The 20,612-nt window shown below is 72.0% G+C and carries 17 protein-coding genes and 2 pseudogenes; 6 read left to right on the top strand and 13 right to left on the bottom strand.

Annotated features, from left to right (window positions below):
* Positions 1 to 140: 140 nt before the first annotated feature.
* Positions 141 to 545 carry a DUF5997 family protein gene (locus ACWCRJ_RS43565; RefSeq protein ID WP_450944525.1) on the bottom strand — a complete coding sequence of 135 codons (405 nt, stop codon included), beginning with the start codon at positions 543 to 545 and terminating at the stop codon, positions 141 to 143.
* Positions 546 to 626: 81 nt separating this feature from the next.
* Here ACWCRJ_RS43565 and ACWCRJ_RS43560 point away from each other — a divergent pair, with 81 nt between their 5' ends.
* Entirely contained in the window at positions 627 to 1,391 is a 765-nt protein-coding gene (locus ACWCRJ_RS43560) for a LysR substrate-binding domain-containing protein (RefSeq protein ID WP_450944524.1), read from the top strand.
* Positions 1,392 to 1,506: 115 nt separating this feature from the next.
* On the opposite strand, the gene ACWCRJ_RS43555 is transcribed toward ACWCRJ_RS43560, so the two are convergent.
* Positions 1,507 to 3,990: an alpha-L-arabinofuranosidase C-terminal domain-containing protein gene (locus tag ACWCRJ_RS43555; protein WP_450944523.1), complete on the bottom strand. Its 2,484-nt coding sequence runs from the start codon at positions 3,988 to 3,990 to the stop codon at positions 1,507 to 1,509.
* A 153-nt stretch (positions 3,991 to 4,143) separates the two neighbouring features.
* Between ACWCRJ_RS43555 and ACWCRJ_RS43550 the strand changes: the two are divergent.
* A pseudogene (locus tag ACWCRJ_RS43550) lies at positions 4,144 to 4,594 on the top strand (DUF6314 family protein).
* Positions 4,595 to 4,603: 9 nt separating this feature from the next.
* On the opposite strand, the pseudogene ACWCRJ_RS43545 reads toward ACWCRJ_RS43550, so the two are convergent.
* From ACWCRJ_RS43545 to ACWCRJ_RS43535, 3 genes and pseudogenes are all read right to left on the bottom strand, one after another.
* Positions 4,604 to 5,178: pseudogene (locus ACWCRJ_RS43545) on the bottom strand (histidine phosphatase family protein).
* A 105-nt stretch (positions 5,179 to 5,283) separates the two neighbouring features.
* Complete coding sequence (locus tag ACWCRJ_RS43540; RefSeq protein WP_097250617.1) at positions 5,284 to 5,721, bottom strand: GNAT family N-acetyltransferase; 438 nt, start codon at positions 5,719 to 5,721, stop codon at positions 5,284 to 5,286.
* 17 nt (positions 5,722 to 5,738) lie between these two features.
* Complete coding sequence (locus ACWCRJ_RS43535; protein WP_450944522.1) at positions 5,739 to 7,184, bottom strand: aminotransferase-like domain-containing protein; 1,446 nt, start codon at positions 7,182 to 7,184, stop codon at positions 5,739 to 5,741.
* On the opposite strand from ACWCRJ_RS43535, the gene ACWCRJ_RS43530 reads away from it, so the two are divergent.
* On the top strand, positions 7,183 to 8,181 hold the full coding sequence (locus ACWCRJ_RS43530; RefSeq protein ID WP_450944521.1) for a DMT family transporter: 999 nt from the start codon (positions 7,183 to 7,185) through the stop codon (positions 8,179 to 8,181). The genes ACWCRJ_RS43535 and ACWCRJ_RS43530 overlap by 2 nt on opposite strands.
* Before the next feature lie 102 nt (positions 8,182 to 8,283).
* Positions 8,284 to 8,481, top strand: coding sequence for a DUF1918 domain-containing protein (locus ACWCRJ_RS43525; RefSeq protein ID WP_037701681.1), 198 nt, complete (start codon positions 8,284 to 8,286; stop codon positions 8,479 to 8,481).
* 22 nt (positions 8,482 to 8,503) lie between these two features.
* Here ACWCRJ_RS43525 and ACWCRJ_RS43520 read toward each other — a convergent pair whose 3' ends face one another.
* A complete protein-coding gene (locus ACWCRJ_RS43520; RefSeq protein ID WP_450944520.1) occupies positions 8,504 to 9,742 on the bottom strand; it encodes a glycoside hydrolase family 10 protein in 1,239 nt (412 codons plus the stop codon).
* A 194-nt stretch (positions 9,743 to 9,936) separates the two neighbouring features.
* On the opposite strand from ACWCRJ_RS43520, the gene ACWCRJ_RS43515 reads away from it, so the two are divergent.
* Together ACWCRJ_RS43515 and ACWCRJ_RS43510 are read left to right on the top strand one after the other, a co-directional pair.
* A complete protein-coding gene (locus ACWCRJ_RS43515) occupies positions 9,937 to 10,812 on the top strand; it encodes a 3-hydroxybutyryl-CoA dehydrogenase (RefSeq protein WP_005485318.1) in 876 nt (291 codons plus the stop codon).
* Positions 10,813 to 11,004: 192 nt separating this feature from the next.
* Positions 11,005 to 11,262 (top strand): hypothetical protein, encoded by a 258-nt coding sequence (locus tag ACWCRJ_RS43510; RefSeq protein ID WP_045557154.1) that lies wholly within the window; start codon positions 11,005 to 11,007, stop codon positions 11,260 to 11,262.
* On the opposite strand, the gene ACWCRJ_RS43505 is transcribed toward ACWCRJ_RS43510, so the two are convergent.
* The 7 genes from ACWCRJ_RS43505 to ACWCRJ_RS43475 form a co-directional block, all read right to left on the bottom strand.
* Positions 11,259 to 11,804, bottom strand: coding sequence for an NUDIX domain-containing protein (locus ACWCRJ_RS43505; RefSeq protein WP_383896979.1), 546 nt, complete (start codon positions 11,802 to 11,804; stop codon positions 11,259 to 11,261). The genes ACWCRJ_RS43510 and ACWCRJ_RS43505 overlap by 4 nt on opposite strands.
* 98 nt (positions 11,805 to 11,902) lie before the next feature.
* Entirely contained in the window at positions 11,903 to 13,243 is a 1,341-nt protein-coding gene (locus tag ACWCRJ_RS43500; protein WP_450944519.1) for a transcriptional regulator, read from the bottom strand.
* A 211-nt stretch (positions 13,244 to 13,454) separates the two neighbouring features.
* Positions 13,455 to 14,402, bottom strand: a complete 948-nt coding sequence (locus ACWCRJ_RS43495; protein WP_450944518.1) for a PP2C family protein-serine/threonine phosphatase — start codon at positions 14,400 to 14,402, stop codon at positions 13,455 to 13,457.
* Between the two features lie 285 nt (positions 14,403 to 14,687).
* A complete protein-coding gene (gene pheT, locus ACWCRJ_RS43490; RefSeq protein ID WP_450944517.1) occupies positions 14,688 to 17,201 on the bottom strand; it encodes a phenylalanine--tRNA ligase subunit beta in 2,514 nt (837 codons plus the stop codon).
* Positions 17,201 to 18,322, bottom strand: coding sequence for a phenylalanine--tRNA ligase subunit alpha (gene pheS / locus ACWCRJ_RS43485; protein ID WP_450944516.1), 1,122 nt, complete (start codon positions 18,320 to 18,322; stop codon positions 17,201 to 17,203). The genes pheT and pheS overlap by 1 nt, the downstream gene beginning before the upstream one ends.
* Before the next feature lie 156 nt (positions 18,323 to 18,478).
* The gene (locus ACWCRJ_RS43480) at positions 18,479 to 19,615 is read right to left on the bottom strand and encodes an ATP-binding protein (RefSeq protein WP_450944515.1); all 1,137 of its coding nucleotides are present in this window, start codon (positions 19,613 to 19,615) and stop codon (positions 18,479 to 18,481) included.
* A 53-nt stretch (positions 19,616 to 19,668) separates the two neighbouring features.
* Positions 19,669 to 20,511, bottom strand: coding sequence for a TrmH family RNA methyltransferase (locus tag ACWCRJ_RS43475; RefSeq protein WP_450944514.1), 843 nt, complete (start codon positions 20,509 to 20,511; stop codon positions 19,669 to 19,671).
* Between the last annotated feature and the right edge of the window lie 101 nt (positions 20,512 to 20,612).

Genomic DNA, 20,612 nt, shown 5'->3' with positions numbered 1-20,612 from the left:
AGCTACCTCGCCGGCCTCCACCTCCGTGCCTCGATGATCTGGATCAACGACCTGCTGAAGGCAACTGGCTGATCACAACATCACACAGGCCCTAGAGCCGGCGGCGAGCGGCCACCGACGTGGGGCGAGCGGCGAGCGGGTCAGGAACGACGGTCGTCCGACCGGGCCGCCCGCTCCGCGTTGCGCTTCTTCAGGCGGGCGCCTTCCTTGCGGACCTCGGCCTGGGTGGCGCGCTCCTTCTTGAGCCACTCGGGGCTGTCCTGCCGGAGGGCCTCGATCTGCTCGGTGGTGAGGGCCTCGGTGACTCCGCCGCGGGCGAGCCCCGCGATGGAGACACCCAGCCGCTCGGCGACCACGGGGCGGGGGTGGGGGCCGTTGCGGCGCAGCTCCTCCAGCCAGGCGGGCGGGTTCGTCTGGAGCGCGGTCAGCTCGGCGCGGGTGACGACGCCCTCCTGGAACTCGGCGGGCGTGGCCTGGAGGTACACACCCAGCTTCTTCGCCGCGGTGGCGGGCTTCATGGTCTGGGTGGTCTGGTGCGACGTCATGGGTCAAGGGTATCGACCGTGTGCCCGACCTCCGACCACGGCCGGTGCCGGGGCGGGGTCCCCGCCCGTTAGCCTGGTCCCGTGACAGGCTCGGAAGCATCCCCTTCGTTCCGGCTCGCGTACGTCCCGGGAGTGACGCCCACCAAATGGGTGCGGATCTGGAACGAGCGGTTGCCCGACGTCCCCCTGACCCTTCTCCAGGTGTCCCCCGCCGAGGCGTTCGGCCTGCTGCGGGACGGCGGCGCGGACGCCGGGTTCGTACGGCTGCCGGTGGACCGTGACGACCTCAGCGCGATCCCTCTCTACGCCGAGACCACCGTCGTCGTGGTCCCCAAGGACCACGTCGTCGCGGCGGTCGACGAGGTGACCACCGGCGACCTGACGGACGAGGTCGTGCTGCACCCTCTCGACGACACCCTCGGCTGGGAGCGGCCGCCGGGAGAGCCGGCGTTCGAGCGTCCCGCCACCACGGCGGACGCGATCGAGCTGGTGGCGGCCGGGATCGGGCTGCTCGTCGTCCCCCAGTCGCTGGCCCGGCTCCACCACCGCAAGGACCTCACCTACCGCCCGGTGACGGACGCCCCCGAGTCCCGCGTCGCGCTGTCCTGGCCGCAGGACGCGACGACCGGCCTGGTCGAGGACTTCATCGGCATCGTCCGGGGCCGGACGGTCAACAGCTCACGGGGCCGCGCGAAGCCCCCGGAGGAGAAGAAGCCGCAGCAGAAGCCCAAGCGCACCGGCACGGGCACGGGCAAGCCGACCGCCCGTAACCCCCGGGGCGGCTCGTCCGGCGGCAGAGGCACCAAGAGCGGCGGCAGGCCCGGAAAGCCCCGCCGCCGCTCGTAGACGCCCTGGATGGACCCCGGGCCCGGATCAGGGACGCGGGGAACCTCGCGACCAGCCCCCGCGCACCCGCACCGGCACCCGCACCCGGCTCACAGAGCCGGGCCCGGGCCCACCCTCACCGCTCCTTGATCCGCAGGAATGTCACGGAGTTCGCCGGAAACGTGTAGCCGAACTTCTCCGCCACCCCGCCGAACGTGGACCTCACCGGCGCGACCGGGGTGGCCGTCTCCGTGTTCACCGCGTCCGGCGCGGCCGTCAGCGTGGTCACGTGAGCGGTGGAGCGCACCCGTGCACCCCCGAGGTCGATGGCCGTACGCGCCGCGGTCGGCTGTGCGTTGACGACCTTGACGATCAGTTCGCCGGTCTTCGCGTCACGGGTCACCACCTGCCGGAACGGCTCCGCCGGCTTGTCGTCGGTGAAGCTGCCCCACTCCTTGCCGTCGAGCAGCAGGGTCACCTGCCGCCCCCGCACCTCGACCTCGACGTCATACGTACGGCCCGTCTCGATCGTGCCCGGCTTGGAGATCAGCGAGGACTTGCCGCCGTCCACGGCCTGCTCGACGGCGCTGGTGGTGTTGTTCCAGCCGCCGAGGTTCCACCAGTAGTAGTTGCCGGTGTCCTTGACGCCGAAGGCGACGAGGAAGCCCTCCTTGCCCGCCTTCTTGGTGGCCTTCACCTTCAGGTCGTAGTCGTGCCAGGCGGTGTCCCCGGCCGAGACCATGGTGTTCTCGGCGGCCACGTCGGTCTGGGTGTACCGGCCGTCCTGGATGCTCCAGCTGCCCCCGCCGCTGTGGGTCCACCGCGAGGCGTCACCGCCGAAGTCGTCGGTGAACAGGGTCGCGCCGTCGGCCGAGGTCACCTTCACGTCGTCGTACGCCGCTGTCGTCGCCCAGGTCGACAGGCCCACGGCGCCGGTGATGGGGCCGGAGAGCGCCGGCGTGCCGGTGGCCGTCGACGGCACCACGCGGTCGCCGACGTTGTTCATGAACAGCTTCTGGGTCTCGTAGTTGGCGGAGTTCCAGGACGCGTGGTTGTTGAACCAGATCATGTCGGGGCTCCACTGCACGTAGTCCTCGTTGGCGAGGAGCGGTGCGTAGGAGGCGAGCTTCACGATGTCGGCGTTGCGCTCCAGGCCGGTCATGAACGCGGCCTCGGAGAGGGCGTTCTTGAAGGCGTTGCCCTGGGAGGCGTACTCGCCGAGGAAGACCTTCGGGCCGCCGCGGTCGTAGGAGTCGTAGCGGTCGTTGTTCTGGAGGAACCACTGCGGGCTGTTGTAGTAGTGCTCGTCGACCATGTCGACGTCCGCCTCGCGGTTCAGCTTCCACGCGGTGTCGAAGACGGTGCCCGTGTCGTCGGGGCCGGAGTTCGAGATCACCTTGATGTCGGGGTACTTCGCCGCGATGGCGGCCCGGAACTCGCTGAAGCGGGCGAAGTACTCGTTCGGCAGGTTCTCCTCGTTGCCGACGGCGAGGTGGGTGAGGTGGAAGGGCTCGGGGTGGCCCATCCGTGCCCGTTCGCCGCCCCACTGGCTGGTCACGGGGCCGTTGGCGAACTCGATGAGGTCGAGGGTGTCCTGGATGTGCCGCTGGAGCAGGGCCTCGTCCTCGGTGGCCCGGTTCTGGCCGCAGCCGGTGACCAGGGCGGGGACCACGGGCAGCGGCATCGCGCCGATGTCCTCGGAGAACTGGAAGTACTCGTAGTAGCCGAGTCCGTAACTCTGGTTGTAGCCCCAGAAGTTGGAGTTGGTGGCGCGCTGCTCGACGGGGCCGATGGTGTCCTTCCACTGGTACGCGCGCTTGCGCTCCCAGTTCGAGGCCGCGCTGTAGTCCTGCATGGAGCCGGTGTTGACGAGGCAGCCGCCGGGGAAGCGGACGAAGCCGGGCTTCAGTGCGGCGATCTTCTCGGCGAGATCCTCGCGCAGGCCGTTCTTGTGGCCCTTGTAGGTGTCGCGCGGGAAGAGGGAGACCTCGTCGAGGGCGGCGGCCCCGGCGGTGGCGACGGTCAGCCGGCCGGCGGAGCTGGTCCGCGTCGCCCTGAGACGGAGCTTGTACTTGGCCCAGCCGCCCTTGACCGTGACCTGGTCGGCCTCGGCGAGGGGGCCTTCGGCGTCCTGGAGGGTGACGGTCAGCGCCGTACGGCCCTCGGCGCGCGCCCACACAGAGAAGTCGTACCTCTCGCCCTCCTCGACGCGGACGCCGGTGTTGTAGCCGGCGTTGGTGACGGACGAATCGGCGCCCAGGGAGAGGTAGTTGCGGTTGCGCTCGTTGAGCCGGCCGGCGTCGTTCACGACCTGGGCGGTGCCGTCCACGGCCCAGGAGGTGAGAGGGGTGTAGGCGCGGTTGTCGGCGGTCGAGTACTCGAAGGACCGGTTCTGCACCAGTTCGGCGTAGAGACCGCCGTCGGCGGCCCGGTTGATGTCCTCGAAGAAGACGCCGTACATCGTGTCGTCGATCGTCGCGCCCTGGGCGGACGGGTCGACGGTGATCGCGTAGTCGGTGACGTCCTCGGCGTGCGCGGGCGCCGTGACGGAGGCGGCGGCCACCAGGAAGGCGGTGGCGGTCAGGCCGAGTCTCCAACGGGGGCGGGTGCTGCGTGACATGGATACTCCGCGGCTCGGGGTGGGGGCATGGAGTGGTTCGAAATATCAGACAATGATCAGCACATCGAACGGCAAGATAGGGAGGTCAACTGATCAGCGTCAACGGGTCGCACAGCACCGAAAGTGTCGGAAGGGCCGGAAGTGAAGGGACGGATGGGCGATTTCCTGCCAGTTCGCGATGCCCTGGCGTATCTCGCCGGAAGCTGGCGGGTCCGGCGATCCGTGCGGGACCTGACGAGCGGTGCGGAAGGGGAGTTCACCGGCAGGACCGTTTTCAGCCCGCTGAACGACGGCGGGCTGCTCCACCGCGAGACCGGTACTTTCGTGTGGCAGGGCGTCCCCCGTCCCGCCGAGCGCACGCTGCGCTTCCTGCCGAGCCCCGTCCCCGGCACGGCGGACGTCCGCTTCGCCGACGGCCGGCCTTTCCACGACCTGGACCTGACGTCCGGCCACTGGCACAACGGACCACCCGTGCGTCGCCGATCTCTACCGGGGCGCGTTCGAGGTCCACGACGAGGACCGCCGGCGGACGGTCTGGCGGGTCGGCGGCCCCGCGAAGCAGCAGCTCCTGGTCACCGATCTCACCCGCGAACGCACACCGTGAGAGGTACTCCTACCGCGCGGCGCCCAGGCGCAGGTTCCAGCGGCCCGCGTGGCCCGCGACCGTGACCGTCGACAGGGGACCGATGTCCATGTTCCAGTACGACGACGGCGGGGCCTTGAGCGCGTAGACCAGGGCGGCGCGCAGCACGGACGGCTCGGCCACCGCGACGATACGGCAGCCCTCGTCGGCCGGCCGGGTTTCGAGCCAGCCGCCGATGCGGGAGATGAAGGTGATCAGCGACTCCCCGCCGTGCGGCGTGGAACGCGGGTCGGCGAGCCAGGCGTCCACGGCCGAGGGCTCCCGCGCCATGGCCTCGCCGAGCGTGAAGCCGCGCCAGCGGCCCATGTCGCAGTCCCGCAGCGCGGGCTGGGCCAGCGGGGCGTAGCCGAGGGCATCCCCGGTGGCCCGGCTGCGTGGTGTCGGCGAGCAGTAGCGCAGCTCGGCCGCCGCCAGGGCACCAGCTCATGGGCGGCGCGCTGCACTTCGTCCCAGCCGGCCTGGTCCAGCGGCCGGTCGTCCTCGAAACGTTCCGCGAGCAGCGAGGAACAGCGCGCGGCGGCGACGAACGTGACCCGAAGTGGCATGCGGCGATGGTGGAACGGGAGACTGCGCAGGTCAAGAGGCGTTACTCAGGAGTTACCCGGGGTATTTCGCCGCACACCCCGAGCAGTCGTCACCGCATCCGGACCTCACTCGAGCACCAGCGCCATCCACCGGTCGGGCTGGGCGAGCGGCTCGAACCCGAGCTTCGCGTAGACACCGTGCGCGTCGTGCGTGGCGAGCAGGACGCGCCGCAGTCCGTACGGCAGCAGGTGGTCGCGCACGGCCGCGACCAGGGCGGTGCCCAGCCCCTTCCCGCGCACCGCGGGGTCGACGTACACATCGCAGAGCCACGCGAAGGTGGCCCGGTCGGTCACCACCCGCGCGTACGCGACCTGCTCCCCCGAACCCGTGTCGTACACCCCGAAGTTGAGGGATCCCCGCATCGCGCTGTCCTGCTTCTCGCGGGGGCGGCCGAGGGCCCAGTACGCGTCGGTGGACAGCCACCGGTGGACCCGTCCGACGTCGATACGGTCGGGGTCGTCGGACATCTCGTAGCCCTCGGGGAGGGCCGGCTCGTCGCTCATGGCTGGACGTTCGCAGGTCAGAGGCCCGCTGTCGAACCGTTTACGGCCGCCCTCAGCCGCCGCACCCCTTCCGTGATCTCCCCCGCCCCCGCGACACCCGCGAAGCTCAACCGCAGGTGTCCGGCCGGGGGTTCGGCGCTGAAATAGGGGCGTCCGGGGGTGACGGCGACGCCCGCACGGAGGGCCGCGGCGACCAGGGCGGGCTCGTCGGTGCCGTCGGGCAGGCGCAGCCACAGGTGGTAGCCGCCGGAGGGGATGTGGGGCAGGGCGAGTTCGGGCAGCCTCATCCGCAGCTCGGTGGTCAGCGTGTCCCGCCGGTTGCGCAACTCCCGGGAGACCGCCCGCAGATGGCGGGGCCAGGCCGGTGAGCCGACGAGTTCGAGGGCTGCCTCCTGGAGGGGGCGCGGGACGAAGAAGGTGTCGACGACCTGGATGGCGCGCAGCCGTTCCAAAACCGGCCCCCGGGCGGCCAGGGCGCCCACCCGGAAGCTGGGCGAGGTGGCCTTGGTCAGCGAGGAGACGTGCACGACCACGCCGTCGGGGTCGTCGGCCGCCAGTGGCTCGGGCAGGGGCCCGGCGTCCTCGTGCACCAGCCGGCGTACGAAGTCGTCCTCCACGACGAAGGCCCCCGCCTCCCGGGCGATCCGCAGCACCTCGCCCCTGCGGTCCACCGCGAGGGCGGCGCCGGTGGGGTTCTGGAAGAGCGGCTGGCAGACGAAGACCCGGGCGCCGGACGCCTTGAACGCGTCGGCGAGCAGGGCGGGTCTGACCCCGTCCGCGTCCACCGGCACCGGCACGGGCCTGAGTCCGGCCGCCCGCGCGATCGCCAGCATGCCCGGATAGGTGGGCGATTCGACGAGGACCGGCGCTCCGGGCGGGGCGAGGGCGCGCAGGGCGGTGGTCAGGGCGGACTGGCCGCCCGCCGCGACGATCACCTCGGCCGCGGTGATCGCTCCGCCGATGCTCCGAGCGAACCATTCCCGCAGCTCCGGCACACCCTCGACCGGCGGGCGGGCCCACACTCCGGGCCTGCGTCCCGCTCTCGACAGGGCGGCGCCCATGGCCTGCTCCGGCTGCAGGGACGGGTGCAGATAGCCGCTGTTGAACTCGATCACGCCGGGCGGCGGGGAGGCGAGGGAGACCAGCACGCCGGAGGCGTCCACCGTGCGGGGCGACGGCTCGGCGCTGCCGTCCGCGCTCAGCGCGACCTCCTGCCAGGAGGTGTCCCCCACGGTCGCCGCCCGGCCCTCGCGCGGCCACGCCCGGAAGGCCCCCGCCCCCGGCCGGGTCACCACGAGCCCCTCGGCGGCCAGGTGTGCCAGGGCCCGCGAGACGGTCACCGGGCTCACCCGGAAGCGCTCGACGAGCGCCCGGCTCGACGGCAGCTTTCCACCGGGCGAGTAGCGGTCAAGCTCCTTACGTAGCTGTTCCGCCAGTTCCGCACCACTGCTACGCTCTTGCATGAGAGTAGAGAGTAGCGCTATCGCCCAGGGTTCAGTAGCGGTGGACGGCAGTCCGGCACCCGGTGAGCCACAGCCGGGACCCACCGGTCCACGACCGGCGGCCCGCATCGCGACCCGGTCCGCCGCGACCGGCCCTCGCCCACGGACCGGCGGCACCCTCCAGGCCGCCCTCGGCGTCACCGCCTTCTCCCTCACCTTCCCGGCCACCGCCTGGGGCCTGGAGGGCTTCGGCCCCTGGTCCCTCGTGGCCGTGCGCAGCGTCCTCGCCGCCGTCATCGCGGGAAGCTGTCTTTTGGCTCTGCGGGTGCGGCCGCCCGCCCGCCGGCACTGGGCGGGGCTCGCGGTCGTGGCCGCCGGTGTCGTGCTGGGCTTCCCGCTGCTGACGACGCTCGCGCTGCGGACCTCCACCACCGCGCACGCCGCCGTGGTGGTCGGCCTGCTCCCGTTGACGACGGCCCTGCTCTCGGCGCTGCGCATGGGGACGCGCCCCTCCCGCACCTTCTGGACCGCCGCCCTCGCCGGGGCCGGCGCCGTCATCGCCTTCACCGTGACGCAGAGCGGCGGCGCGCTGACATCCGCCGACCTCTATCTCTTCGGCGCCCTGCTGGTCTGCGCGGCGGGCTACACCGAGGGCGGCCGGCTGGCCCGGGTGATGCCCGGCTGGCAGGTCATCGGCTGGGCCCTGGTGCTGTGTCTGCCACTGAGCGTGCCGGGCGCCCTGCTGGCCCTGTCCCACGAGCCGGTCCTGCTGACCGGGCACAGTGTGGCCGGGCTGGTGTGGGTGGCGGCCGGATCCCAGTTCCTGGGGCTGGTCGTCTGGTACCGGGGCATGGCGGCGATCGGCATACCGAAGGCCAGCCAGTTGCAGCTCGCGCAGCCGCTGCTCACACTGGTGTGGTCGGTGCTGCTCCTCGGTGAGCAGCTCAACCCGGCCGCGCCCCTGACGGCCGCCGCCGTGCTGGTCTGCATCGCGGTCACCCAGCGTTCCTCCGCCTGAGGGCGTCTGAGAGTCCGTCGCGCACACCGGTCCCACCGGCGCCGCCCGCAATAGACTGCGGTCACGGACAGCCACTCCCGTGCGAGACGAGGAGGCCCCCCGATGCAGGCAGCTGTAGGCGACACCCTGCTGGTGCACGGCAGGACCGTCGGGCACCACGACCGGACCGCCGAGGTCCTGGAGGTGCTCGGCCATGACGGGAACCCGCCCTACCGGGTCCGGTTCGAGGACGACGGGCACGAGGCACTGATGTCCCCGGGCCCGGACACGGTCGTCCGGCACCCCGGGGACCCGAGGTAGCGATCACACCCGTCCGCACGCGTCAGCGCGGTGGCTCCGCCGGCCGCTGGTAGTGGTCGGCGACCACGCGTGCCATCGCGCCGATCGTGTCGGTCTTGACCTCCCTGGCCGAGAAGAAGACGTGACCGCGTGCCTCCGGGACGTCACGGGCGAGGGCGAGGTGCTCGGACAGCTCGGCCGGATCCTGCCAGGCCGCGGGCTGCGCGGGGTCGCCCGCCTTGTACAGGGCCTCCCCGATGTACAGGCGTGTCCCGCTGTCCCGGGCGGTCTCCGCCCACCAGGGCAGCAGCTCGGCGTAGTCGGCCGGGGCGAAGCCGATGTTCCAGTACAGCTGTGGCACGACGTAGTCGATCCAGTTCTCCCGGACCCAGGTCCGTGTGTCCGCGTGCAGGTCGTCGTACGTCTGCACGCCGGCCCGGGTGTCCGAGCCCCGCTCGTCGGTCTCGGCGTTGCGCCACACCCCGAAGGGGCTGATCCCGAACTGGGTGCCGGGGCGGATGACCTTGATCTCCGCCGCCGTCTCCCGGACCAGCCGGTCGACGTTGTCGCGCCGCCAGGCGGCCCGGTTGGGGAAGCTCCCGCCGTACCGGTCGTACGCCTCGTCGTCGTCGAAAACCTGGCCGGCCACCGGGTACGGGTAGAAGTAGTCGTCGAAGTGCACGGCGTCGACCGGGTACTTCCGTACGGCGTCGAGCATGGCCGTGCGCACGAAGGCGCGGACGGCGGGGATGCCGGGGTTGTAGTGCAGCCTGCCGCCGTAGGGGACGACCCAGCTCGGGTTCCGGCGGGCCGGATGCGAGGCGACGAGACGGGTCGGGTCGGCGTGCAGGGCGATCCGGTAGGGGTTGAACCAGGCGTGCAGTTCCAGGCCCCGGGCGTGGGCCTCCTCGACCGCCGTGCCGAGCGGGTCCCAGCCGGGGTCCTTCCCCTGGGTACCGGTGAGGTACTGCGACCAGGGCTCGTGCGGGGAGGGCCAGAACGCGTCGGCGGTGGGGCGGACCTGGAACATCACCGTGTTGAGGCGGCGGGCCACGGCGGTGTCGAGGTGGGTGAGGAGTTCGGCGCGCTGTCGGCCGGCGGTCAGGCCGGGTGCGGAGGGCCAGTCCCGGCCCGCGACGGTCGCCAGCCACATCCCGCGCATCTCGCCCTCGGCCGCCCTGCGGCGGGGGCCGGACCCCCCGGCGATGGCGGTACCGGCAGCCGCGCCCCCGGCCGCCACGAGCGTCGCCGCCGCGGTCGCCCAGAACGCCCGTCGTGACATGCGTGGCTTCCGATGCATCGCCCACCTCCGCGTACCGCTTCCCGGGTGTCCGCACCGTCGCGGACCGGTCCCCGGCCAGCCTTCCATGGGACACCCGGAATACTGATCGGTAGCCGTCACGGGTAACGTGCGGGTGTGGCGCAGGACCGCACCGGAGGTATCTGCCAAGCACGTGGACCAGTGAAAGGGACGATGTGACGGACTTCCCGACGGCAGATCTCGCACGAGTCGGAGTCGTGGGCTGCGGCCAGATGGGAGCGGGCATCGCCGAGGTGTGCGCCCGCGCCGGACTGGACGTGAAGGTCGCCGAGACCAGCGGCGAGGCCCTGGAGATCGGTCGTACCCGGCTGTTCAACTCCCTGTCCAAGGCGGCCGAGCGCGGCAAGATCACCGAGGCGGATCGGGACGGGACGCAGGCGCGCCTCAGTTTCACCACCGACCTCGGCGAGTTCGCCGACCGTGACCTCGTCATCGAGGCGGTCGTGGAGAACGAGCAGGTGAAGACGGAGATCTTCCAGGTGCTCGACCAGGTGGTGACCCGCCCGGACGCGATCCTCGCCTCCAACACCTCCTCCATCCCGCTGGTGAAGCTCGCGGTCGCCACCTCGCGGCCCGACCACGTCATCGGTATCCACTTCTTCAACCCGGCCCCCGTGCAGAAGCTCGTCGAGCTGATCCCGGCGCTCACCACCTCCGAGGGCACCCTCAGCCGGGCGCAGCTGTTCGCCGAGAAGGTGCTCGGCAAGCACGCCGTGCGCGCCCAGGACCGCTCGGGCTTCGTCGTCAACGCGCTGCTCGTGCCGTATCTGCTCTCCGCGATCCGGATGTTCGAGTCGGGCATCGCGGGCCGTGAGGACATCGACAACGGCATGGAGCTGGGCTGCGCCCACCCGATGGGGCCGCTGAGGCTCTCCGACCTGATCGGCCTGGACACCATCGTCTCCATCGCCAACTCGATGTACGAGGAGTACAAGGAGCCGCTGTACGCCGCTCCCCCGCTGCTCCAGCGCATGGTGGACGCGGGCAGGCTCGGCCGGAAGTCGGGATCGGGCTTCTACTCGTACGCCTGACTACGGACGGTCAGTCATCTCGTCCCCGACGGGCCCGGCACCGGGAAAGGTGCCGGGCCCGTCGTATTCACACACCGTGTGCGCGGCGGACACGCATATGCCGTTCGCACACTCTCCCCACGCGCCCACCTGGCGAGTTGACTTCCGTTGCGCACGCAAGGGACGAGGACGACTACAGAAAGGAGCGGACTCGTGGCCATCGACCCCGAGCATCCCGTGCACCACGGCGAACTCGCAGAGTTACGCCGCCGCCTGGATGTGGCGCACACACGCGTCGAAGGAGGGCTGACCCTGCTGAGCCACCGCGCCGAACAGAGCGCCAAGGAACTGGACGACCTGAACACCCGGGTCGTCACCCTGGAGCACGCCCGCTGGCCCCTGCCCGCGGTGGCGGCCCTCACGGCACTGGGCGCCCTGGTGGTGTCCATCTGGCAGGCGCTGGGCCGCTAGGGCCTGGCGTCCTGCCCGAGACGCAGGTGGTGCAGCAGGAGCAGGGCGGCCGCCATGTTGGCGGCCGGGACCTCGCCGCGGGCGACCATGTCGGGAACGAGCTTGAGGGGAACCCATTCCCTGCGGTCCGACTCGAAGTCGTCCACCGGATGACCGACGTACGCGCCCTCGTCGGCCCAGTAGATGTGGTGCCGCGCGTCGGTGAGCCCGTTGGAGGGCTCGACGCTCATCAGGTGGCGCAGGGGTCCCGGCCGCCATCCGGTCTCCTCCTCCAGTTCGCGGGCGGCGGCCTCGGCCACGGCCTCGCCGTCCTCGACGACGCCCGCCGCGAGTTCCCACCCCCAGCTGTCGGTGATGAAGCGGTGCCGCCACAGCAGCAGCACCTCGTTGGCCTCGTTGATCACGGTGGCCACGGCCACGGGCCGCAGCCGTATCAGGAAGTGGTCCAGGCGCCGCCCGTCCGGCAACGCGACATCCGCGAGATTGACGCTGAACCAGCGGTTCGAGTACACAGTTTGTTCGCTCTGTTTCGCCCACTGCATGGTTCTGCCACCTTCCGCCGAGTAAGTGGCAATATCGCAGCAGGAGCTAAGTGACAGCAGGCGCACAGACGGGGCACGGCCGCGCCCCGCGCGCGGTGTCAGAGCGGTACGCGCAGTGCTCCGTCGATGAGTTCGGCGGCCTCCGAGGTCCCCGCGCAGCCGCTGCGCACAAGGTGTTCGCGCACCGCCCGCAGTCTGTCCCGCAGGCGCATGGACTCCATTCCCCGTGCTCGTTCGGCCATTTCCACGGCGGTGGCCACCGCCTTGTCCGCGTTGCCCTGCCGCAGCTCGATCTGGCTGAGCATCGCGAGCCGGTGCACCCGGCCCCGGTCGTGCGCCGGGGTGTCGACGGCCGCCGTCGCGTGCTCCGCCGCGGCCGTCAGCTCCCCGAGACTGAGCAGCGCCTCCGCCACCTGTACGTTCACCAGACCGGGTTGGACATAGCCGGTCTCATCCGGCTCGTGCCCGGGCCGGATGTGCTCGGCGGCCTGCTCGGCCCGCCGGATGCAGGACAGGGCGCTCGTACCGTCGCCCAGGTGCGCGTACGCCTTCGCCTGCATCGCGTAGAGGTCGGAGGAGAGCGCCGGGGTGATGTGCCGGCCCGCGGTCCGCAGCGCCGCCTCGGCGAAGGCGACGGCCTGCCGGTGCTCCCGCATGAACAGCGACTGGTTGACGAGGAGCGCGATGACATAGGCGCCGAGCCCCCGGTCCCCGCTGGCCTTCGCCAGCCGCAGCGCCTGGTGGAAGTACCGCTGGGCCAGCCCGTGGGCGTCGGAGTCGTACGCGCAGATCCCGGCGATCGCCACCAACCCCCCGGTGGCCCGGTGCAGTTGGCGCCCGGTGGCGTCGGTGTAGCTGCCCCGCAGCAGCGGCGCCGCCTCCGCGTTGAGGAACCCGACGATCCGGGTGCGCGTGGCGACACCCCCGGCCTTGCGGTACATCTGCTCGTAGTGCGTCCGGGCCGCACGCAGCATCTCGATGTCGGCCATGCTGACGCGGTGCCGTCCGCCGCGGGACACGTCGACGTCCTCCGGCGGGTTCTCCCACTCCCAGACCGGCATCACGGCGGGTGTGCCGGTGACGGCGGGGGCCCCGAGGACATGGGGGCGCTGCTGCTCGTCGGAGCGCCACAGGGCGGTGGCGCGCTCCACGAAACCGGAGAGGCCGGCGCCGTGCTGGGAGATCAGCTCGCCGGGCACGCCGAGCCCGATGTCGTCGAGGGTGACCGTCCGGTGCAGCCGCCCGGCGAGCACCTCGCAGATCAGGTCGGGCACCTGCCCTCGCGGCCGCTGCCCCTTCAACCACCGGGCCACGGCGGTGTGTTCATATCTCAGCGCGAGCCCCCGGGCCCGCCCCGCCTGGTTGACATGCGCGGCGAGACCGGCATGGGAGACACCGGCCTCGTCGAGGATCGCGTCGAGCAGGGTGTTGGGCTGCATGGAGGCCCTCCGGTGGCTCGGTGCCGGCGAATCGCAGCGTAGCGCCTCCCCTTTCACACGGGGTGTGAAGGGAATGCCCGGATTCGGGCTGTGTGCGCGCTGTCGCGGAGAGTTCCCGGCCGGTTGACTGAAATGCCTCGCAAGAGGCCGGCGGGGCCGCCGGCTCCCCCTCGTACAGTGCGGTGGCCCTGGCCGGGCGGGACGGGGGCGACTACGGAATGGGGGCGACCGGCGGGTTGTCGACTGCGGGTGCGTCGTGGCTGATCGCGCCCCGCGGCGGAGCCGCAGATCCGTGCAGCCCCGCGCCCCTGAGGATCACTGGGCGTTCGTTGCGTAGGAGCAGTATCGCGACGTCGTCCTTGGGCCTTCCTCCCGTGTGGCGCAGCAGTTGCCAGAACACGGCCCGCAGCACGGCCCGAGGGGAGATGGGCCGGCCACGTACGGCTTCCCTCAGCGTGGCCGCCAGGGGAAAGAAGCGGCCCTGGCTGTCCCTCGCGTCCTCCACGCCGTCCGTGTGCAGGAACAGGGCCTCGCCCGGCAGGAGCCGGCCGCAGGCGGTGACCGGGAGTTCGGCGGGCAGCGGGAAGAGCCCGAGCGGGGGCATGGGGTCGGCGCGGGCGACCGGTGTCGCCCGGCCGACGCCGAGCAGGTACGGCCAGGGATGACCGCAGTTCAGGGCACGGAGTGCGCCGTCCGGGGTGATCTCCAGGAGGAGGACGGTGACGAAGTCCTCGGTGTCCTCGGTGTCCCCGGTGTCCTCGATGCGGGCGCGGTCGCGGTCGCGCAGGTGCCGGGCGAGGGCGCGGTCGAGGCGGGCAAGGACCCCGGTGAGTTCGGCCTCGTCGTGGACGGCCTCGCGGAAGCAGCCCAGCACGGCGGCGACGGTGCCGACCGCGGCGATGCCGTGCCCCCGTACGTCGCCCATCACCACGCGGACGCCGTGCTCGGTGGCGATCACCTCGTACAGGTCGCCGCCGACCCTCGCGCCCCGGTCGGCGGGGAGCTGCGCGGCGGCGGTGGCCAGTCCGTCGATCCGCGCGGGCAGGGGCCTCAGCAGCACGCTCCGCGCGGCGCCCGCGGCCTCGCGTGCCTGCCGCACTTCCCGCAGCATCACCTGCCTGGCGTGCAGCAGCAGCCCGGTGCCGGCCGCGAGGCACACGGCACCACCGGCGATCCGGGCCCCGACACGGGCGGACCGCCGACCGAACAGCCCGCGTCCCCGGGACCATGTCCTACGAGGAAGCCCAGCCCTGACTCGAATCATGCCGTTGGCCCCCCATCAGGCCCGGACAGCGCGTAGGCCCCAGAGAGGCCGGTCCGATTCTGTCCACCAGCCGCCCCGTCAGGCGAGTCCGCCCGAGATTGTCACCCGAACGAGTGAGGTGACCCTCCGCGCCCCCGGACGGGTGGCCGAGCACTCGTCCAGGGGCGCGGGGAAGGCGTCCTAGCTCCGCAGCACCGCGCCGGTGCGCTCGCCCGCGAGGGCGACCGCCGCGTCCCGGGCCGCCGAGGCCTCGTCCACGGTCAGCGTCCGGTCCTCGGCACGGAACCGCAGCGCGTACGCCAGCGACTTCCGCCCGTCACCGAGCTGCTCCGCGTTCTCGTAGACGTCGAACAGCCGGATGCCCTCCAGCAGTTCGCCCGCCCCCTCGCGCAGCGCGGCCTCCACGTCGGCGTGCGGCACGAACGCGTCGACCACGAGGGCGACGTCCTGCGTGGCGACCGGGAACGAGGAGATGCGCGGCGCCTGCGGGGTGCTGTCCCCCACCTGCTCCAGGGCGTCCACGTCGATCTCCATCGCGGCGGTACGGGCCGGCAGCCCGAGCGCCTTGAGCACCCGCGGATGCAGCTCACCGGCGTGACCGACGACCCGCTCGACGCCGTCCGCCACGATCACGAACTCGGCGCACCGGCCCGGGTGCCAGGGACCGTACTGGCCCTTGCGGACGATCAGTTCGGCACCGGCCTCGCGGGCGACGGCGCGGCCCGCCTCGACGGTGTCGGCCCAGTCGGCCGGACGGCCCCGGCCCCACCAGCCGGCCTGCTCACGGGCCCCGGCGACGACGACGGCGACGTGGCGCGGCTGCTCGGGCAGCGCGGCGTTCAGCGACGCGATCTCCTCGTCGGTGGGCCGGCGGTCGACCGGCAGCGCGACGGCGACGCGCTGCTCGGCACGCGGGAGGAACACCAGCCCGGTCTCGAACAGGGCCAGGTCGTGCGTGCCCCGGCCGTCGTTGCGCCGCAGCGCGCCCAGCAGACCCGGCAGCAGCGACGTGCGGAGCGCGGGCTCCTCGTCGTTGAGCGGGTTGGTCAGCCTGACGACACGGCGGGCCGGGTCGTCGGCGTCCAGGCCGAGCTGGTCGAAGACCTGCTCGCCGATGAACGGGTAGTTCGGCGCCTCGACGTACCCGGCGCCGGCCAGCGCGCGGCCGACGCGGCGGTGCAGCCGCTGACGGTGGGTCAGGCCCCGGCCCGAGGGCGGCTTGGGGAGGGTGGAGGGCAGGTTCTCGTAGCCCTCCAGGCGGATGACCTCCTCGGCGAGGTCGTTGACCTCGGTGAGGTCGGGCCGCCAGGACGGCACGGTGACGATCAGGTCGTCCTGGCCGTAGACGTCGCAGCCGACCTCCTGGAGGCGGCGTACGACGATCTCGCGGCCGTACTCGACGCCCGCGACCCGGTCCGGGTGGTCCGCCGGCATGCTGATCGTGTGCGGCGCGGACGGGGCGATCACCTCGGTGACGCCCGCGTCGGCGGTGCCGCCCGCGAGGAGCACGAGCAGGTCGACGGTGCGCTGGGCGGCGGCCGCCGCGGCCAGCGGGTCGACGCCGCGCTCGAAACGGCGGGACGCCTCCGACGACAGCTTGTGCCGGCGGGCCGTGCGCGCGATGGCGACCTGGTCGAAGTGGGCGGCTTCGATGACGACGTCGCTGGAGGCGTTCTCCAGATCGTCGTGGTCGGCGATCTCGGTGTCGGCGCCGCCCATGACCCCGGCGAGGCCGATGGGGCCGCGCTCGTCGGTGATCACCAGGTCCTCGGCGTGCAGGGTGCGCGTGGTGCCGTCCAGGGTGACGATCTTCTCGCCCTCCTCGGCCCGGCGCACACCGATCGTGCCCTGGACGAGGGAGCGGTCGTAGGCGTGCAGCGGCTGGCCCAGCTCCATCATCACGTAGTTGGTGATGTCGACGGCGAGCGAGATCGGGCGCATGCCGACCTTCTGCAGCCGGCGCTTGAGCCAGATCGGGGAGCGCGCCTCGGGGTCGAGACCGGTGACGGTGCGGGCGGTGAAGCGGTCGCAGCCGAGCGGGTCGGAGACCTGGACGGGGTGCCCGAACGCGTTCGGGCCGGGGACGTCGAGGAGCGCCGGGTCGCGCAGCGGCAGGCCGTAGGCGATGGCGGTCTCGCGGGCGACGCCCCGGATCGACAGGCAGTCGCCGCGGTTGGCGGTGACGGCGATGTCGAGGACCTCGTCGACGAGTTCCAGCAGCTCGATCGCGTCCTTGCCGACCTCGGTCTCCGGCGGCAGCACGATGATGCCCTTGGTGCCGTCGTCGCCCATGCCCAGCTCGTCGCTGGAGCAGATCATGCCGTGCGAGTTGCGGCCGTAGGTCTTGCGGGCGGAGATGGCGAAGCCGCCGGGCAGTTCGGCGCCGGGGAGGACGACCACGACCTTGTCGCCGACGGCGAAGTTGCGGGCGCCGCAGACGATCTCCTGCGGCTCGCCGGTGCCGTTGGCGGTGCCGACGTCGACGGTGCAGAAGCGGATGGGCTTCTTGAACTCCGTCAGCTCCTCGACGGTCAGCACCTGACCGACGACGAGGGGGCCCTTGAGGCCGTCGCCGAGCTGCTCGACCGTCTCGACCTCCAGTCCGGCCGAGATGAGCTTGGCCTGGACGTCACGGCCGGTCTGGGTGGCCGGCAGGTCGACGTACTCCCGCAGCCAGGAAAGCGGGACCCGCATCAGATCTCCATCCCGAACGGCCGGGTGAACCGGACGTCACCCTCGACCATGTCTCGCATGTCTTCGACGTTGTGGCGGAACATCAGCATCCGCTCGATACCGAACCCGAAGGCGAAGCCGCTGTACTTCTCCGGGTCGACACCGCACGCGGTGAGCACCTTGGGGTTGACCATGCCGCAGCCACCGAGCTCGATCCAGCCCTCGCTGGAGCAGGTGCGGCAGGGGCGGTCGGGGTTGCCGACGGACTCGCCGCGGCAGACGTAGCACACCATGTCCATCTCGGCGGACGGCTCGGTGAACGGGAAGAAGTTCGGCCGCAGCCGGGTCTTCATGCCCTCGCCGAACAGCGCCTGGACCATGTGGTCCATGGTGCCCTTGAGGTCGGCCATGGTGAGGCCCTCGTCGACGGCCAGCAGCTCGACCTGGCGGAAGACCGGGGTGTGCGTGGCGTCGAGCTCGTCGGTGCGGTACACGACGCCGGGGCAGATCACGTACACCGGCAGCTCACGGTCGAGCAGCGAGCGGATCTGCACGGGCGAGGTGTGGGTGCGCAGCACGACGCCGGACTCGGTGCCGCCCTCGGGGCCCTGCACGAAGAAGGTGTCGGCCTCGCCGCGGGCCGGGTGGTCCGGGCCGATGTTCAGAGCGTCGAAGTTGAACCACTCGGCCTCGACCTGAGGGCCCTCGGCGACCTCGTAGCCCATGGCCACGAAGACGTCCTCGATGCGCTCCGACAGGGTGGTGAGGGGGTGGCGGGCGCCGGCCGGTACGCGGTCGTACGGCAGTGTGACGTCCACCGCCTCCTCGACCAGTACCCGGGCGTCCCGCTCGGCCTCCAGCTCGCTCTGGCGGGCGGTGAGGCCCTTGTTCACCGCGCCCCGCGCCTGGCCGACCAGCTTGCCTGCGGCGGCCTTGGCCTGCGGGGGCAGTGCGCCGATCTCGCGGTTGGCGAGGGCCAGCGGGGAGGTGCCGCCGGTGTGGGCGACCTTTGCCTCCTGGAGCGCGTCGAGGGAGTCCGCGGCGGCGAAGGCGGCGAGCGCCTCGTCCCGCATGCGCTCGATCTCTTCCGGTTTCAAGGCCTCGACCTCTACAGGGTCGTACGACTTATTCGGTGCCGACATCTCTTCCCGTGCTTCCGATTGTCCCCCAGCTACCGCTGGGAGGTGCCCCCAGGCTGAATGTCCCCGTGCCCGGCGCCCAGGGCCGTGTGCAGGACACAAAGGTGCCAAAGGCCGAGTCTAACGGGGTGGTGGTGAACGGATGCGCCCGCAAGCTGCTCAGGCCAGGTAGGCCGGAGCGCTCACGGGCAACGTAAATCGGAACTCGGCGCCGCCGAGGGGGGCGCGTCCGACGGTGATGGTGCCGCCGTGGGCTTCGACGATGCCCTTGACGATGTACAGCCCGAGGCCGGTGCCGCCGCGCTTGCTGCCCCGCCAGAAGCGGGTGAAGACGCGGTTCATGGACTCCTCCGGGATGCCACTGCCCTCGTCGCTCACCGTGACCGACGTACCGGTGTCCTCCCCCTCACGGGGGGACGCCGTGGGCGTGACGTCAATCGTGACGGTTCCCTCGCCGTGCCGCACCGCATTTTCCAGCAGGTTGCTCAGCACCTGGTCGATCTTGTCCGGGTCGGCCCACAGATCGGGGAGCGGCTGCCCGATCCGGAGCAGGAACCGGTCGGCGGGCTGCCCCGCGGCGACGTACGCCTGGATGTGCCGTCCGACGGCCGCGCCGATGTCGACGGGCTGCCTGCGCACTTCGAGCCGCCCGGAGTCGATCCGCGAGATGTCCAGCAGCTCGGCGATGAGCCGCGTGACCCGGTTGGCGTCGGCGTCCACGGTCTCCAGCATCAGTTTTTTCTGGTCGTCCGTGAACCGCTCCCACTTCGCGAGCAGCGTCGCCGTGAACCCCTTGACCGACGTCAGCGGCGAGCGCAGCTCGTGGGCCACGGTGGCGATCAGTTCGGCGTGGCTGCGCTCGGTGCGGCGCCGGGCCTCGGTGTCGCGCAGGGAGACCACGACACGGCGGACGGGTCCTGTGGGCTCCGTGCGGATGTAGCGGGCCGACACGAGGATCTCGCGTGCCCCGGGCAGCAGCAGGTTCCGCTCGGGCTGCCCGACGCGGATGGCGAGCCCCCCGTACGGGTCGGTCAGCTGCCACCAGCGGCGGCCTTCGAGATCTTCCAGGGGGAGGGCCCGTTCCAGCGGGCGGCCGAGGGCGTCGGCGGCCGGGGTGGCGGTGATCCGGGCGGCGGCGGCGTTGAAACAGATCACGCGGCCGTTGCCGTCGGCCACGACCAGTCCGTCGGGGAGGTCGTCGGGGTCGATGCCGAGCTCGGCGAGATCATCGTGCCGGGCCGCCGATGGGGCGAGCACGTCCCGTGCTCCCCGTGTGCCGCTCGTGCCGACCCTCATCCCCGTATCCCACCTCTCGCGTTGTGCAGTGGGCCCCCGAGCCCGTCACCCTACTAGCTGGGCGTGACGGTGCGGCACCCTCCGAAGGCGCGCTGTGCACGGGCGGACGCGTAGAGACATACGGCGGCGGCGGTCGCCAGGTTCAGGCTTTCCGCCTTTCCGTGGATCGGCACGCGTACGACGGCGTCGGCCAGCTCCCGCGTCTCCTCGGGCAGCCCCCACGCCTCGTTCCCGAACACCCACGCCGTGGGGCCGCCCATCGTCCCCTTGTCCAGCTCGGCGTCGAGGTCGTCCTCGCCCGCGCCGTCGGCGGCGAGGATCCGCACCCCGGCCTGCCGGAGCCCCGCCACGGCCTCCTCCACGGGCACGCCGACGGCGACGGGCAGATGGAACAGCGACCCGACGGAGGCGCGCACGGCCTTGGGGTTGTAGAGGTCCACGGACGCGTCGGTGAGCACGACCGCCTCGGCCCCGGCGGCGTCGGCGCAGCGCAGTACGGTGCCGGCGTTGCCGGGGTCGCGGACGTGGGCGAGTACGGCGACGAGCTTGGGGCGGCTTTCCAGGATCTCCGCGAACGGGGTGTCGAGGAAGCGGCAGACCCCGACGAGGCCCTGCGGGGTGACGGTGGTGGAGATGTCGGCGATGACCGCCTCGTCGGCGAGGTGCACGCGGGCGCCGGCCGCGTGGGCCTCGCCGACGATGTCGGCGTACCGCTCCGCGGCGTCGGGGGTGGCGAACAGTTCGACCAGGGTGTCCGCGTGTCCGGCGGCCTCGCGCACGGCCTGCGGGCCCTCCGCCAGGAACAGCCGGTCCTTCCCCCGGAAGTTCCGCTTCGCGAGCCGGCGCGCCGCGGAGACGCGGGCGGAACGCGGGGAGATCAACTCGGGGGTGGGCATGGATCACCTTTGGATCGGGGGGTTCGGGGGGTGGGGGGTTCGGGGGGGGTGGTCAGTGCGATGTCGGGTGCGGGTGGGTGGGGGCTGGTCGCGCAGTTCCC

The sequence above is a fragment of the Streptomyces sp. NPDC002324 genome (genome assembly GCF_053593335.1).
The sequence above is the reverse complement of the archived record's forward strand: the minus strand, read 5'-3'. Positions and strand labels throughout refer to the sequence as shown.

Bases quoted from the DNA above. Each gene is read 5' to 3' on its own strand.
- ACWCRJ_RS43565 (WP_450944525.1), bottom strand. From the start codon at position 545: ATGACGTCGCACCAGACCACCCAGACCATGAAGCCCGCCACCGCGGCG.
- ACWCRJ_RS43555 (WP_450944523.1), bottom strand. From the start codon at position 3,990: ATGTCACGCAGCACCCGCCCCCGTTGGAGACTCGGCCTGACCGCCACC.
- ACWCRJ_RS43540 (WP_097250617.1), bottom strand. From the start codon at position 5,721: ATGAGCGACGAGCCGGCCCTCCCCGAGGGCTACGAGATGTCCGACGAC.
- ACWCRJ_RS43530 (WP_450944521.1), top strand. From the start codon at position 7,183: ATGAGAGTAGAGAGTAGCGCTATCGCCCAGGGTTCAGTAGCGGTGGAC.
- ACWCRJ_RS43535 (WP_450944522.1), bottom strand. From the start codon at position 7,184: ATGCAAGAGCGTAGCAGTGGTGCGGAACTGGCGGAACAGCTACGTAAG.
- ACWCRJ_RS43525 (WP_037701681.1), top strand. From the start codon at position 8,284: ATGCAGGCAGCTGTAGGCGACACCCTGCTGGTGCACGGCAGGACCGTC.
- ACWCRJ_RS43520 (WP_450944520.1), bottom strand. From the start codon at position 9,742: ATGTCACGACGGGCGTTCTGGGCGACCGCGGCGGCGACGCTCGTGGCG.
- ACWCRJ_RS43505 (WP_383896979.1), bottom strand. From the start codon at position 11,804: ATGCAGTGGGCGAAACAGAGCGAACAAACTGTGTACTCGAACCGCTGG.
- ACWCRJ_RS43500 (WP_450944519.1), bottom strand. From the start codon at position 13,243: ATGCAGCCCAACACCCTGCTCGACGCGATCCTCGACGAGGCCGGTGTC.
- pheT (WP_450944517.1), bottom strand. From the start codon at position 17,201: ATGCGGGTCCCGCTTTCCTGGCTGCGGGAGTACGTCGACCTGCCGGCC.
- pheS (WP_450944516.1), bottom strand. From the start codon at position 18,322: ATGTCGGCACCGAATAAGTCGTACGACCCTGTAGAGGTCGAGGCCTTG.
- ACWCRJ_RS43480 (WP_450944515.1), bottom strand. From the start codon at position 19,615: ATGAGGGTCGGCACGAGCGGCACACGGGGAGCACGGGACGTGCTCGCC.
- ACWCRJ_RS43475 (WP_450944514.1), bottom strand. From the start codon at position 20,511: ATGCCCACCCCCGAGTTGATCTCCCCGCGTTCCGCCCGCGTCTCCGCG.